The organism is Pseudomonas sp. Ors-4-3C, assembly GCF_055755035.1.
Genome location: NZ_CM146900.1, coordinates 1,871,986 through 1,888,729, shown reverse-complemented (window position 1 = coordinate 1,888,729; position 16,744 = coordinate 1,871,986). Strand labels below are relative to the sequence as shown.

Genomic DNA, 16,744 nt, shown 5'->3' with positions numbered 1-16,744 from the left:
TCCTCAGGTTGCGGGTGCTGGCGCAGGTCTTCGACCCGCAGCAGCAGACCGGTGTCCACCGGGGCAATCAGCACCTGCGCTTCGTCGTTGAATTGCGCGAAGCGGCTGCGCAGGGTTTCGTGGCGGGCGACGATCCGTGCCAGTGCGCGTTGCAGCGCCGCGTCGTCGAGACGGCCACGCAGACGCAGGGCCACGGGAATGTTGTAGGCGGTGTTGGCGCCTTCCATTTGCGCGAGGAACCACAGGCGTTGCTGGGCGAACGACAGCGGCAACGCGCCGTCACGCGGGACCGGCACGATCTGCGGTTGCGCACAGCGCCCGGCCTCGCTGAGCACTGACGCGACCGCCGCCAGTTCGGCATTGGCGAACAGATCGCTCAGCGCCAGCTCGACACCCAGGCGCTGGCGCACTTGCGAGACCATGCGCATCGCCAGCAACGAATGCCCGCCGAGTTCAAAAAAGTGATCCTGCCGCCCGACCCGCTCGACCTGCAGCACGTCGGCCCAGATCTGCGCCAGCGCGGTTTCCACCTCGCCTTCGGGCGCCGCGTACTCGCGAGTGAACAGCGCCGCCAGATCCGGCGCCGGCAAGGCCTTGCGGTCGACCTTGCCATTGGCGGTCAGCGGCAGCGCGGCAAGTTTGACGAACGCCGTCGGCACCATGTATTCCGGCAAACGGCTGAGCAGTTGCGCGCGCAACTCGCCCACCGGCAGTGCTTCGACCTGCGCCTGCTCGGTGAAGTAGGCCACCAGTCGCGGCTGACCGGGTTGATCTTCGCGGGCCAGCAGCACCGCTTCCTGAATCCCCGGCAACTGGTTGAGGCAGGTTTCGATCTCGCCCAGCTCGATGCGCACGCCACGGATTTTCACCTGATCGTCGTTGCGCCCCAGGTACTCGAGGTTGCCGTCCTCGCGCCAGCGTGCAAGGTCGCCGGTGCGGTACATCCGTGCATTCGGCGCGCGGCTGAACGGGTCACGCAGAAAGCGCTCGGCAGTCATGTCCGGACGATTCAGGTAGCCACGGGCGACCCCGGCACCGCCAACGTACAACTCGCCAGCCACGCCAATTGGCACCGGGCGCTGCTGTTCGTCGAGCAGGTAGACCGTGGCATTGCTTACCGGTTTACCGATGTGCAGCGCATCGCCGCTTTGCACCAGACCTGAAGTCGCGACCACTGTGGCCTCGGTCGGCCCGTAGTTGTTGATCACGTCGAAATGCTGGTGGCGATTGAACTGACGCAAGCGGTCGCCGCCGATCAGCAACGTGCGCAGGGTCGGGTGTTCGAGGTTCTGGCTGAAGGCGTATTCGGCCACCGGGGTCGGCAGGAAGCTCACGTCCAGCGGCTGCGCGCACCACCACGCGAGCAAGGCATCGATGTCCTCGCCGCCGTCGTGGGTCGGCGCCAGATGCAGGGTCGCACCTACGCACAGCGCCGGCCAGACTTCCCAGGCCATCGCATCGAAGCCGAACCCGGCCAGGCTTGAGGTATGACGCCCGGCGCACAGGTCGAACGCGGTGCAGTGCCAGTCGACCAGATTGCTCAAGGTGTGATGCTCGACCATCACCCCTTTGGGCAGGCCGGTGGAGCCGGAGGTGTAGATCACGTAGGCCAGATTTGCGGTGCTCAGGCCCGCTACCTGCGGGTTTTGTGTGGCAGTCAGCGGCCAAGTGCAGCGGTCGAGGTCGAGCACCGGCACGTTCATCGCCGGCAGTCGCTCGCGCAGATGACTTTGGGTCAGTACGGCGACTGGCGCGCTGTCGTCGAGCAGGTAGTTCAAACGCTCGGCCGGGTGCGCCGGATCAATCGGCACGTAACCGGCGCCGGCCTTGAGGATCGCCACCAGTCCCACCAGCGTGTCCAGCCCACGGCGGGCGACGATCGCCACGCGATCATCCGGTTTCACGCCCAAGCCGATCAGGTGCTGCGCCAAGGCGTTGGCCTGCTGATTGAGTTCGGCGTAAGTCAATTGCGCATCGGCAAACACTGCCGCCAGCGCGTCCGGCCGTTCGGCCACCTGCGCCTCGAAACGTTGCTGGATGGTCTGTGCAGTCGGGAAATCCACTTGGGTGGCATTGAAGTCGAGCAGTACCTGCGCAAGCTCCGCCGCCGGCAGGATCGGCAGTTGGTTGACCGGTGTCTGCGGCGCCTGCTCCAAAGCGAGCAGCAGGTTTTCCAGCGCGCAGTGCAGGTAATCGCAGATGCGCTGTGGATCGGTCTGGGTGCTGGCCAGCAGGGTCAGGCTGAAACCGTCACCGAGGTCATCGACACTCATCGTCAGCGGATAGTTGGTGCGCTCTTCTGAGTGCAGGGTGGTGATGCCCTGCCACGCCACGAGGGTTTCGGCGCTAGCAGTGGCCACGTTGTGGCTGTGACGATAATTGAGCAGTGTGCTGAACAGCGGGGTCGGCGCCACCACGTGGCTGCAGCGCTGAGCCAGGGCCAGCGGTGCGTGTTCGTGACGCATCAGCGTGGTCAACCGTGCGTGGGTGGCGTTGACCGCCGCGCGCACATCCTGCCCGTCGATATTCACCCGCAACGGCAAGGTGTTGATGAAAATTCCCAGCGCCCGGTCAATCGCCTCGGCACCTTGCATGCGGCCCATCAGCACGGTGCCAAACACCACTTGCTGCTTGCCGGTCAGCGCGGCCAGTACCTGCGCCCAGCCGAGGTGGAACAGGCTCGCGACACTCACGCCAAGGGTTCGCGCCTGCGCCCGCAGACGCTGGCCCAATAACGTTGGCACCGGCACGCTGAGTTCGACGATTTCACTGCCGTCACCCTGCACATCCTGCAGACCATAAGGCAGCGTCGGCTCGTCGATATCGCTGAGCATCTCGCGGAAAAACGCCTCGTGCTCGGCTTCGCTGACGCCCAGACGCGCCTGCGCCACGTAGTTGCGAAACGGCACCGGGCGCCCGAGCAGCTCACTCTGTCCGGTGAGGCACGCGCGCATTTCGTGGCGCACCACGTCGAGCGCCGAGTGGTCGAGCGCCATGTGATGGAACAACAGCGTGGCGATCACCCGTTGCCCGGCTTCATCCCAGGCGTGGGCCAGACGCATCAGCGGCGCCTGGGTGACGTCGAGGCGGAAGTGCCGGGCGTCGAAGCGCTCGTGTAGATACGCCAAAACGTCGCTGGCGGCATCTGGCAGCGTCACTTCTTCCACCGGCAGTTCGGCCCGACGCCAGACCACCTGCACCGGCGCGTCCAGCCCCGCCCAATGAACAGCGGTGCGCAGAATGTCATGGCGATCGATCACGCTTTGCAGGGCCTGGGCGAACGCCTGAAAACGCTCACGGCTGTCAAAGGCAAAGTGCGACTGCATGACGTACGGATCGCCCTCTCCGCCACTGACGTGGTGATAAAGGATGCCTTCCTGCAACGGCGCCAGCGGGTAGATGTCCTGCACGTTGGCGGCGCCGCCGGGGACTTGTGCGACGAGGTGGTCAATGGTCGCTTGGTCGAGCTCGACCAGCGTCAGCATCGCCGGGGTGATGTGCGTGGTGCCCGCAACAATTCCGTTGGCTGGCACCTCGACCTGGCCGTGCTTGCTGGCCGAGTACTGCCCGGCCTTGATCAGTTCGATCAGCGCCGGTTTGTGCTCGCGCAACAACGCCAGCAACGCCGGGTCGTTCAACGCCTGTTTGTTGCCATTGACCCGCAATTGGTCGTCCGCGACCGCCAGCTGGATATCTTTAGCCTTCAATGTGGCCAACAGTTCGATCACGTTCACAGGACGATCTCCATTCGTTCGGTAATTGCGGCGTAGCCGGCCAGGGTCGGATGTTCGAACAGCGACCTGACATCGGCTTCCATGCCTTCCTGACGCAGCCGGCCGATCAGACTGACCGCCAGCAGCGAGTGACCACCCAGTTCAAAGAAATGATCGTGGCGCCCTACCCGCTCGACGTTGAGCAGTTCAGCCCAGAGCCGTGCGAGGGTGATTTCCACGTCGCCCACCGGGGCTTCGTATTCGCGCACCGGCAAAGCGGCCTGATCCGGCGCCGGCAGTGCCTTGCGGTCGAGTTTGCCGTTGGGGCTGAGCGGCAGTGCATCGAGATGCACGAACACGGCGGGCACCATGTAGTCCGGCAGATGCTCCAGCAAGTGGCTGCGCAGCACGTCGATTTCCAGACGTGCCCCGGTGTAGTACGCCACCAGACGCTTGTCGCCGGATGCATCTTCACGGGCCAGTACAGCGGCTTCCTGAATGCCGTCGATCTGCGTCAGGCGTGCCTGAATCTCGCCGAGTTCGATGCGCAGGCCACGGATCTTCACCTGATCGTCGTTGCGGCCCAGGTATTCGATATTGCCGTCCGGCAGATAGCGGGCTACGTCGCCGGTGCGGTACATCCGTCCATTGCTGTAGAACGGATCGTTGAGGAAGCGCTCGGCATTCAGTTCCGGGCGATTCAGATAACCACGCGCCACCTGCACACCACCGATGTACAACTCGCCGACCACGCCGTGCGGCACCGGTTGCTGCTGGGCATCGAGGATGTACATGCGGGTGTTGGCAATCGGCTTGCCGATCGGCGTGTTGTCCGGGGTGCTTTCCAGTGGACCCGCGCAATTCCACGCCGTTACGTCCACCGCGGCCTCGGTCGGGCCATAGAGGTTGTGCAATTGGCTGGCCGGCAGTTGCTGCTTGAAGCGCCGTACCACGCTGCCCGGCAACGCTTCGCCGCTGCACATGACTTGCCGCAGGCTGCTGCAACGTGCGGTGTCAGCATGGGCGAGGAATACGTCGAGCATCGACGGTACGAAGTGCAGCGTGGTGATGTGCTCGCGTTCGATGATTTCGCTGAGGTACAGCGGGTCCTTGTGCCCCTCAGGTCGGGCCATGACCAATCGGGCGCCAGTCATCAACGGCCAGAAGAACTCCCATACCGAGACGTCGAAGCTGAACGGGGTTTTCTGCAACACCGTATCGCTGGCAGTGAGTTGATAGGCGTCCTGCATCCACAGCAGGCGGTTGACCACCCCGGCGTGTTCGTTGATCACGCCTTTTGGTTGGCCAGTGGAACCGGAGGTATAGATCACGTAAGCGGTGTGATTCGGGGTCAATTCAGCGAGCGATAGATTGTCAGTCGGTAGCGACTGCCAGTGCGGCTGATCCAGATCGATCATCGGCACGGCGACTTCGCCGAGCAACGAACGCGTCGAACCCTGCACCAGCACCGCCAGCGGCGCGCTGTCCTCGAGCATGTAGGCCAGACGCTCCAGCGGATACGCCGGATCCAGCGGCACGTAACCGCCGCCAGCCTTGAGAATCGCCAGCAGCCCGACCACCATGTCCAGACTGCGTTCGACGCAGATCGCCACCCGCGAATCCGGCCCTACGCCCAATTCACGCAGGTGCCGCGCGAGTTGATTGGCCCGGGCGTTGAGTTCGGCGTAGCTCAGTTGCTGCTCACCCGCAACCACGGCGGGCGCCTGCGGCGTAAGCGCCACTTGTGCTTCAAACAAGCCATGAATGGTCTGCTCAAGGTCGTAATCGACGTCAGTGGCATTCAGGCCGAACAGCAACTGCTGGCGCTCGGCATCCGCCAGCACCGGCAGGCGGTTCAAGGTCTGCTGCGGTGTCTGCTCCAGCGCTTCGACCAGCCCCGCCAACGCCTGCTGCATATAGCCACACACCCGCGCCGCGCCAATCTGCGCAGGGGTCATGGCCGTGAGGTCAAAGCCCTGACCCAGGTCATCGACGTTGAAGCTCAGCGGATAGTTGGTGCGCTCCTCGCTGGAGAGGTTTTCGATGCCTTGCCAGGCCAGGCGATTGGCCTGCAACTGTTCCTCGCTGACGCTGTGCCGGTAGTTGAGCATGGCGCTGAACAGCGGCGACGGCGCCGCCACCCCGCTGCAACGCTGGGCCAATGCCAGTGACGCATGTTCATGGCCGAGCAATGCGGTCAGTTGCGCATGGGTGGCGCGCACCCCGGCACGCACCGAAACATCGCCCAGATCCACCCGCAGCGGCAGCGTGTTGATGAACATTCCCAGACCGCGATCAGCGCCGGTACCGCCCTGCATCCGCCCCAGCAGCACGGTGCCGAATACCACGCGGTCATGCCCGGAGGTCGCCGCCAATACTTGGGCAAACGCCAGATGAAACAGGCTCGCGACACTCACGCCCATCTGCCGCGCCTGGCTGCGCAAGCGCCGCGCCAAGTCGTCGGGCACGCGCTGCCGGACTTCTTCGATGTCATGGCCGTCACCGTGCACATCGAGCAGACCGAACGGCAGCGTCGGTTCGTCGATCTCGCCGAGCATCGCGCGGAAGAATGCTTCGTGCTCCTGCTCGCTGACACCCAGCCGGGTCTGCGCCACGTAATTGCGATACGGCACGGCGGGGATCAGGGCTTCGCCGTGACCAAAGAGCAGCGCCTGCAATTCTTGCTGCACCACTTCCAGCGCCGTGTGATCCATGGCGATGTGATGGAACAGCAGCATGGCAACCACCCGGTCGTTGGCCGGATCTTGCGCATACACCAGGCGAATCAGCGGCGCCTGACTGAGGTCGATGCGGAAATGCCGCGCGTCAAAACGCTCAAACAATTGCGCGAGTACGTCACCGGCGGCCGGGTCGAGTGCGACTTCCTGCAGCGGCAGTTGAGCTTCGCGCCAGACCACTTGCACCGGCGTCGCCAACCCTTCCCAGACCACTCCGGTGCGCAGAATGTCGTGACGCGTCATGACCTGACGCAACGCGGCGGCAAAGGCCTGCAAGCGTTCAAGGCTGTCGAATGCCAGGCGCGATTGCAGCAGGTAAGGATCGCCCTGTTCGGCGCTCAGGTGGTGATAAAGAATGCCTTCCTGCAACGGCGCCAGCGGATAGATGTCCTGCACGTTGGCGGCACCGCCCGGCACCGTTGCAACGATACGCTCGATGCTGGCCTGATCCAGCTCCACCAGCGGTAGCAGGTCCGGGGTAATGCGCGTGCAACCGGGCGCAATCAGGTTGGCCGGCACCGCGACTTCGCGACCACTGCCGACGGCGGCGGCCAGCGCGGCGAGGGTTGGCTGGCTGAACAGCACGCGCACGTCGGTGCTCAGGCCGAGCTGACGCATGCGCTCGATCAGGGTCACCGCCAGCAGCGAATGCCCGCCCAGTTCGAAGAAGTTGTCGTGACGTCCGACTTGTTCGACTTGCAGCACCTCGGCCCAGACCTGCGCCAGTGCGGTTTCCACCGGCCCTTGCGGCGCGGCGTATTCGCGGCTGAGCCAGGCGTCCTGATCCGGTTCGGGCAAGGCCTTGCGGTCGAGTTTGCCGTTGGCGGTCAGCGGCAGCGCCTCAAGCCGGACGTAGGCTGCCGGCACCAGCGCCTGCGGCAGGCGCGCTTGCAGATGCGCGCGAAGATCCTCGATATCGACTGTTGTGCGAGCAGTAAACCAGGCGATCAACCGCGCCTCACGCACCAGCACCACCGCGTCCTGCACTGCCGGATGGCTGGACAGCGCGGCTTCGATTTCACCCAGTTCCACCCGCACGCCGCGCAGTTTGACCTGATCGTCGTTACGCCCCAGGTACTCGATATTGCCGTCGGCCAACCAGCGCGCGAGGTCGCCGGTGCGGTACATGCGCGCCTGTGGCTCGTCACTGAACGGGTCTTCGAGGAAGCGTTCGGCGGTCAGCTCGGGACGGTTCAGATAACCACGGGCGACACCCGCGCCACCGACGTACAACTCACCCGCCACGCCAACCGGCACCGGACGCTGCTGTTCATCGAGCAGGTAGATCCGGGCGTTGCTGATGGGCCGGCCGATGTGCAGCAACTGCCCGACATTGACCTGTCCGGAGGTGGCGACCACCGTGGCCTCGGTCGGGCCGTAGTTGTTGATGACGTCGAATGTCTGCTCACGCGAGAACTGCCGCAACTTGTCGCCGCCGATCAGCAGCGTGCGCAAAGTCGGATGACCCAACTCACGACTGAAGGCGTATTCGGCAATCGGCGTCGGCAGGAAGCTCACCTGCAACGGTTGCGCGCGCCACCAGTCGAGCAGTTCATCCAGGTGTTCGTTGCTGATCGACGGCGGCGGCAGGTGCAGGGTCGCGCCGACACACAGCGCCGGCCAGACCTCCCAGGCCATCGCGTCGAAACCGCAACCGGCGACGCTGGCAGTGTGGCTGCCGGCACGCAGATCGAACGCCTCGCAGTGCCAGTGCACAAGGTTTTCCAGGGTCGCGTGTTCGACCATCACGCCTTTCGGCTGACCGGTCGAACCTGAGGTGTAGATCACGTAGGCCAGATGCGCCGGGGTCAGCGTCGGCAGTTGCGGATTGGTAGCCGGCAGGTGTTGCCAGAGGGCGTTGTCCAGATCGATCACCGGCACCCGGCCCAGCAGCTCGCGGGTCGAGCCCTGCGCCAGCACCGCCACCGGATCGCTGTCCTGCAACAGGTAGGCGATGCGCTCCGCCGGGTACGCCGGATCGACCGGCACATAACCGGCGCCGGCCTTGAGAATCGCCAGCAGCGCCACCAGCATCTGCGGGCCGCGTTGCAGGCACACGGCAATCCGGTCGTCCGGCTGCACGCCGAGGCCGAGCAAGTGCTGCGCCAGGCGATTGGCCTGCTGATTGAGTTGCGCATAGGTCAGTTGCTGCGAGCCCTGCACCACCGCCAATGCCTGCGGCTGTTGCTCGGCCTGCGCTTGCACCAGCGCCTGAATCGTTGCACCGCGCGGATACGCCGCCGCGGTCGGGTTGAATCCGACCAGCAAGCGCTCGTATTCCTCCACCGAAAGAATCGGCAAACGGTTGAGCGCACGCTGTGGCGTCTGCTCCAGTGCGTGCACCAGATGTTCCAGCGCGGTGTGCATGTAGCCGCGGATCCGTTGCGCGCCAATCTGCGCCAACGCCAGCACCGACAGGGAAAAGCCTTCGCCGAGATCGTCGACGCTGAGGGTCAGCGGATAGTTGCTGCGCTCTTCGCCACCGAGCAATTGCACGCCTTCCCAGATGCCCTGACCGTCACGCGGCTGCGCCTCGGCGGCGCTATGCCGGTAGTTGAGCAAGGCGCTGAACAGCGGCGCGCCGGATACTGCGCTGCAGCGCTGGGCCAGCGCCAATGGCGCGTGCTCATGGGCGAGCAATGCCGTCAGTCGTGCATGGGTGGTCTTGACCGCAGCGCGCACGCCTTCGCTGACATCCACCCGCAGCGGCAAGGTGTTAATGAACACGCCGAGGGTGCGATCCGCGCCCTCGCCGCCCTGCAAGCGACCCAACAGCACCGTGCCGAACACCACGTCGCGGCGGTTGGCAAGCACGCCCAACACCTGCGCCCAGGCCAGGTGCATCAGGCTCGCCGGACTGACACCCAACTGCCGCGCCTGTTCACGCAGGCGCAGGGTCAACCCGGCATCCACGGCTTGCTGCGCCTCCTCGATGTCGCCGCCATCGCCTTGCACGTCGTGCAGACCGAACGGCAGGGTCGGTTCATCGATATCGCCGAGCATGTCGCGGAAGAACGTTTCGTGTTCCTGCTCGCTGGCCCCCAGACGCGCCTGCGCCACGTAGTTGCGGTACGGCATCGGGGTGCCGAGGCTGTCGGCCTGATCGAACATGAAAGCACGCATTTCCTGGCCGACCACCTCCATGGCGGTGTGGTCGAGAATCAGGTGCTGGAACAGGATGATCGCCACCACCCGTTGCTGCGCCGGGTCTTCGGCATAGACGATGCGCATCAGCGGCGCCTGGCTCAGGTCGAGGCGATTGTGCCGGGCATCGAACCGCGCGTGCAACTGTTCGAGAACGTCGCCCTGCGCCGGATCCAGCGCCACCGCTTGCACCACCAGCGGCGCCTGGCGCCAGACCACTTGCTGCGGACTCGCCAGCCCTTCCCAGACCACACTGGTGCGCAGAATGTCGTGGCGCTCGATGACCTGCTGCAAGGCATGGCTGAAGGTGCGCAGACGCTCGACGCTGTCGAAGATCAGCCGCGATTGCAGCAGGTACGGATCGCCCTGTTCGGCGCTCAAGTGGTGGTAAAGAATGCCTTCCTGCAGCGGTGCCAGCGGATAGATGTCCTGCACGTTGGCAGCCCCGCCCGGCACGGTGGCGACGATGCGCTCGATGCTGGCCTGATCGAGTTCGGTCAGGCTGAGCATGTCCGGGGTGATGTGCGTGCAGCCCGGCGGAATGCGGTTGGCCGGCACCTCGATTTCGCGACCGCTGCCCACGGCGGCGGCGAGTGCGGCCAGGGTCGGCTGATTGAACAGCACGCGAACGTCAGCCGCGAGGTCGATCTGGCGCATGCGTTCGATCAGGCTCACCGCCAACAGCGAATGCCCGCCCAATTCGAAGAAGTTGTCGTGACGCCCGACCCGCTCGACTTTCAGCACATCGATCCAGATCTGCGCCAGCGCCGTCTCGACTGGCCCTTGCGGGGCTTCATATTCGCGGCTGAGCCACGCGCCATGCTCCGGCTCCGGCAAGGCCTTGCGGTCGATCTTGCCGTTGGCGGTCAACGGCAATGCGTCCAGACGCACGTAAGCCGCCGGCAGCAGCGCATCCGGCAAGCGTGCCTGTAAATGCGTATGCAACTGTTGAATATCGACCGCCGTGCGCTCGGTGAACCACGCAATCAGCCGCCCGTCGCGGACCAGCACCACCGCTTCCTGCAGCGCAGCGTGGCTGCCGAGCGCAGCTTCGATTTCACCGAGTTCGATACGCACGCCACGCAATTTGACCTGATCGTCGTTGCGCCCCAGGTACTCGATGTTGCCGTCGGCCAGCCAACGCGCCTGATCGCCGGTACGGTACATGCGTGCCTGCGGCTCGTCGCTGAACGGATCGAACAGGAAATGCGCAGCGCTCAGCTCGGGGCGATTCAGATAACCGCGCGCCACACCCGCCCCGCCGACATACAACTCGCCGGCCACACCCACCGGCACCGGGCGCTGCTCAGCGTCCAGCACGTAGACTTTGGCATTGGCGATCGGGCGGCCGATATGCAACGGCTGGTCAAGCTCTACCCGCCCCGAGGTGGCGACCACCGTCGCTTCGGTCGGGCCATAGTTGTTGATCACGGCGAAGGTTTGCTGACGACTGAACTGACGCAGTCGGTCGCCGCCGATCAGCAGCGTACGCAAGGTCGGGTGCTGCAATTGCCGGCTGAACGCGTATTCGGCCACTGGCGTCGGCAAGAAGCTGACCTGCAACGGCTGCGCGCACCACCAGTCGAGCAGCTCGTCGAGGTGCTCGTTGCGGATTGACGCCGGCGGCAGGTGCAAAGTGGCGCCGACACACAGTGCCGGCCAGACTTCCCAGGCCATCGCATCGAACCCGAAGCCGGCGACACTCGCAGTCTGGCTGCCGGCCTGCAAGTCGAAGGCTTCAGCGTGCCAGTGCACAAGGTTTTCCAGGGTCGCATGCTCGACCATCACCCCTTTCGGTTGGCCGGTGGAACCGGAGGTGTAGATCACATAGGCCAGATTGGCCGGCGTCAGCGCCGGGACTCGCGGATTGACCTCGGGCTGAAGTTGCCAGTCGTCGCGGTCCAGATCGATGACCGGCACCGCACCCAGCAGATCACGGGTTGACGCCTGCGCCACGACGGCCACCGGGGCGCAGTCTTGCAACAGGTAGGCGATGCGTTCCGGCGGATACGCCGGATCGACCGGCACATAACCGGCACCGGCCTTGAGGATCGCCAGCAACGCGACCAGCATGTCCGGGCTGCGCCGGGCACACAGGGCGACCCGATCATCGGGCTGCACGCCCAGTCCGATCAGGTGATGCGCCAGGCGATTGGCCCGCTGATTGAGTTCGCCATAGCTCAACTGCTGGGTGCCTTGCACCGCCGCCAATGCCTCGGGGTGCGCGGCCGCCTGGGCCTCGAACAAACGCTGCACGGTCTGCGCCTGCGGGTAGTCGCGACCGGTGATGTTGAACCCGACCAGGACCCGCTGCCGCTCGCTCGGCGACATCACCGAAATCTGCCGTAGCGGCGTGGCCGGATTGTGCTCGAGGGCGGTCAGCAGGTTGTGCAGCGCGGTCTGCAGGTAATCGCAGACCCGTGCGCCATCCACTTGTGGCACCGCTTGCACGCTCAGGCGGAAACCGGTGCCGAGGTCATCGACGCTGACCACCAGCGGATAGTTGCTGCGCTCGCGCGAGCTGAGAATCTCGATCCCGTCCCAGGTCACGCCTGCCGGTTCCGCCGCACTGTGGCGATAGTTGAGCAAGCTGCTGAACAGCGGCAGCGACGCAGCCACACCGCTGCAACGCTGGGCCAGCGACAGTGAGGCCTGCTCATGCGCCAGCAATTGCGCCAGACGTTCGTGAGTTGCGCGCACGCCTTGCTGCACCGCGGTCGCGCCGACGCTGACCCGCAGCGGCAAGGTATTGATGAACATGCCGAGTGCGCGATCGGCACCCTCGCCGCCCTGCATGCGCCCGAGCAGTACGGTGCCGAACACCACCTCTTCGCGCCCCGAAACCTGCGCCAGCACCTGGCCCCAGGCCTGGTGCACCAGACTGGCCGCGCTGATGCCGAGCCTGCGCGCCTGCTCGCGCAGGCGCTCGGCCACGCCAGCGTCCAGCGCCTGCTCACTGTCAATGATCGTGCTGCCATCGCCATGCACGTCCTGCACACCGAAGGCCACGGTCGGCTCGTCGATGTCGCCGAGCATGTCGCGGAAGAACGCTTCATGCGCCTGGGCATTGGCCTGCTGTTGCGCCTGGGCCACGTAGTTGCGGTACTGCACCGGCGGCGGCAGATCGACGCCGCTCGGGTACAGGCTGTCGTTCATTTCCGCGAGCAACACTTCCAGTGCGGTGTGATCGAGCACGATGTGGTGCAGCAACAGGATGCCGACCCAGCGCTGCTGTTCACGGTCTTCGGTGTAGGCCAGACGCATCAGCGGTGCGCGGCGCAGGTCGAGGCGATAGTGCCGCGGATCGAAACGTGCCTGCATCTGCTCCAGCACATCGCCGACCAGCAGGTCGGCATCGACCCGTTCCAGCGCCAGCGGCGCCTCGCGCCAGACCACTTGCACCGGCTCCTCAAGCCCTTCCCAGACCACGCTGGTGCGCAGAATGTCGTGGCGCTCGATCACCGCGTTCAACGCACGGACGAAGGCCTTGATCTGCGCCAGTCCGGCGAAGGCAAATTGCGCCTGCAACACGTACGGGTCACCGGCGCTGGTCGCCAGATGGTGATAGAGGATCCCTGCCTGCAACGGTGCCAGGCCATAGATGTCCTGCACATTGGCAACGCCGCCGGGCACGCTGGCGACCACGCGGTCGATGGCGGCCTGATCCAGCGTCGCCAGGGGCAGCATGTCCGGGGTGATCCGCGGGCAATCGGCAGGAATCAGATTGTCCGGCACTCGCAGGGCATGACGGTGACTCAAGGTCGCGGCCAGTGCCGCCACGCTCGGCTGGCCGAACAGCACGCGCACGTCGCACTGCAAGTCGTGCTGACGCATGCGTTCGATCAGTTTCACCGCCAACAGCGAATGGCCGCCAAGTTCGAAGAAATTGTCATGCCGCCCGACCTGCTCGACACCGAGCAGGGTCTGCCAGATCCCGGCGATCAGCTCTTCCACTGGTCCCAGCGGAGCTTCGAAACCGCGACGGGCGAACGCCTCGCTGTCCGGTTGTGGCAAGGCTTTGCGATCGAGCTTGCCGTTGCTGGTCAGCGGCAACGCATCGAGGCGCACAAACGCGCTCGGCACCATGTAGTCGGCCAGCGACAGCAGCAACTCGTCGCGCAATTGCGCAGCGCTTGGCTCAGTGCCTTCGGCGGCCAGCCAGTAGGCAACCAGACGCTGATCGCCGGGGCTGTCTTCGCGGGCGATCACCACCGCTTCGCGCACACCGGTGCAGGCTGCGAGGCGAGCTTCGATTTCACCGAGTTCGATGCGGAAACCACGGATCTTCACTTGATCGTCGTTACGCCCCAAGTACTCAAGGCTGCCATCCGCCGTCCGGCGCGCGAGGTCACCGGTCTTGTACAGACGCGCCTCGGCACGGCCGCTGAACGGGTCGGCAATAAAGCGCTCGGCAGTCAGCGTCTCGCGGTTGAGATAGCCGCGGGCAACCCCGGCGCCGCCGACGTACAACTCGCCGATCACGCCGACCGGCACCGGTTCGCGCTGCGCATCGAGCACGTACAGCTGCAGGTCGGGGATGCCGACGCCAATTGGGCTGCGTCCGACCAGCAGCGCGTCCGCTGCTTCCAGTGGGCGATAGGTCACGTGCACCGTGGTTTCAGTGATGCCGTACATGTTCACCAGCCGCGTACCGGCATTGCCGACCCGCGCGTACCACGGTTTGAGCAGGCCCGGTTCGAGGGCCTCGCCGCCGAAAATCACTTCGCGCAACGAGTGCTGCAACGGGCTGCGCCCCTGCGCGGCGATCAACTGGCGGAAGGCGCTCGGGGTCTGATTTAGCACGGTGACGCCGCTGCGGCACAGCAGCGCGTAGCAGTCATCCGGCGAGCGGCTGACGGCCTGCGGCACCAGCAACAATTGCCCGCCAAACGCCAGCGCGCCCCAGATTTCCCAGACCGAGAAATCGAAAGCGAAGGAATGGAACAGCGCCCACACATCCTGCGGGTTGAAGTTGAACCAATCGTGGGTCGCCGAAAACAGCCGCACTACGTTGCGGTGTTCGACCATCACGCCTTTGGGCAATCCGGTGGAGCCCGAGGTGTAGATCACGTAGGCGAGATGACTGGGAGTCAACTCGGGAATCTGCGGATTGCTGCTGAGTTCAGCCTGCAACTGCAGGCTGTCCAGATCGATGATCGGCACGTTGAGCGCGCCAACCCGGTCCAGCGTATCGGCCTGGGTCAGCACCGCCACCGGGGCGCTGTCCTGCAGGGTGTAGGCGATGCGCTCCAGTGGATACGCCGGGTCGATCGGGACGTAACCGGCGCCTGCCTTGAGGATGCCGAGCAGGCCGATGATCATGTGCGGGCCACGCTCGACGCAGATCGCTACGCGCTGATCCGGGCGAATCCCCTGTGCCAGCAGGTGATGGGCAAGCTGATTGGCGCGGCGGTTAAGCTCGCCGTAGCTCAGCGTCTGCGCCTCGAACAGCAGCGCTGTGGCCTCCGGGCGCGCCGCCGCATGGGCTTCGAATTGCTGATGAATCAGCGGCGCTTCCGGGAACTGCGGCAACGGCGAGTTGACCCCGTGCAGCAGGTATTCGCGCTCGGCGGCCGGCAGAATATTCAGGCGTTGCAGCGGCGCATCCGGGGTCGATTGCAAGGCCTGCAGCAGGCTGTGCAACGCGGTGTGCAGATAAGCGGCGATGCGTTCGGCACCCAACGCCGCATCGGCCAGCGCGGTGATGCGCAAGTCTTCGCCGAGGTCGTCGATGTTGATCGTCAGCGGGTAGTTGGTGCGCTCGCGGGCGCCCAGCACCTGCACGCCGGGGGCCAGTTCGCTGACTTCGGCGATTTCTTCGCTGCTGCTGTGGCGATAGTTGAGGATCGCGCTGAACAACGGCGTCGGCACCGCCACCGCGCTGCAACGCTGGGCCAGTGCCAGCGAGGTCTGCTCATGGCCGAGCAACGCGGTCAGGCGTCGATGGGTCGCCAGCACCCCGGCACGCACGCCGTCCTGCCCGACATCCACGCGCAGCGGCAAGGTGTTGATGAACATCCCCAGCGCCTGTTCGCCGCCCTCTCCCGCCGCCATCCGCCCCAGCAGCACGGTGCCGAACACCACCGCCGTACGCCCGGACAACTGACCGAGCACCCGCGCCAGTGCCAGGTGCATCAGACTGGCGACGCTGACGCCGAGCTGACGCGCCTGCCCGCGCAATTGCCGGCTGAAGTCGGTGTCGAGCATCAGCAAGGCTTCTTCGATGGCTTGGCCATCGCCCTGCACATCCTGCAAACCACAGGGCAAGGTCGGCTCGTCGATGTCGGCGAGCATCTCGCGGAAAAACGCTTCGTGCACCTGCTCGTCCAGTCGCAGACGGGCCTTGGCCAGGTGATCGCGGTACGGCACCGGCGGCCCGACCTGCGCAGTCTGGCCGAGCAGATGCGCGCGGGTTTCGCGGCGCACCACATCGAGGGCGACGTGGTCCATGATCAGGTGATGAAACAGCAACAGCGCGACCACGCGACCGTTGTCCGGGTCCATGGCGTAGACCAGACGCAGCAGCGGCGCCTGCTGGATGTCGAGGCGGAAGAACCGTGGGTCGTGGCGTTCCAGCAATTGCGTCAGAGCATCCACACCCGGGTCGAGGGCGATTTCTTCGCAATACAGACGAGCCTGCCGCTGCACCACTTGCAGCGGTTCATCCAGGCGTTCCCAAACGAATGAGGTGCGCAGGATGTCGTGGCGTTCGATCATCCACTGCAACGCTTCGGCGAAGGCGTTCAGACGTTCGCGGCTGTCGAAGGCGAACCGCGCCTGCGACACGTAAGGGTCGCCGGCGGGCGCCGACAGATGCAGATAGAGCATGCCTTCCTGCAGCGGCGCCAGCGGGTAAATGTCCTGCAGGTTGGCGGCGCCGCCGGGCACATTGGCGACCAGCCGATCGATGGTCGGCTGATCCAGCGTCACCAGCGGCAGCATGTTCGGGGTGATGCGAAACGCCGGGCTCAGCCAGTCGCCACCGTGTTGCGCGACCAGTTCCAGCAGCTGCGCCTTGTGTTCGCTGAGGCTGTCCCACAACGCATCGTCCAGCGCGTCGTCGCTGCCCAGAATGACCAGGTCTTCATCTTCCTGTTGAAGGCGGATCGCATGGGTGGAAATAACAGCCATCAGTTCGCTGAAATGCAT

General features: G+C 65.1%; 2 protein-coding genes (1 of these 2 cut by a window edge). Both read right to left on the bottom strand.

Annotated features, from left to right (window positions below):
• Positions 1–3,734, bottom strand: partial view of a non-ribosomal peptide synthase/polyketide synthase gene (locus tag ACVHNU_RS08465; RefSeq protein ID WP_473019440.1) — the 5' end (the start) only. It extends 14,110 nt beyond the left edge of the window; only the first 3,734 of its 17,844 coding nucleotides appear in the window; it begins with the start codon at positions 3,732–3,734; the stop codon falls past the left edge of the window.
• Positions 3,731–16,744, bottom strand: coding sequence for an amino acid adenylation domain-containing protein (locus tag ACVHNU_RS08460; protein WP_473019439.1), 13,014 nt, complete (start codon positions 16,742–16,744; stop codon positions 3,731–3,733). The genes ACVHNU_RS08465 and ACVHNU_RS08460 overlap by 4 nt, the downstream gene beginning before the upstream one ends.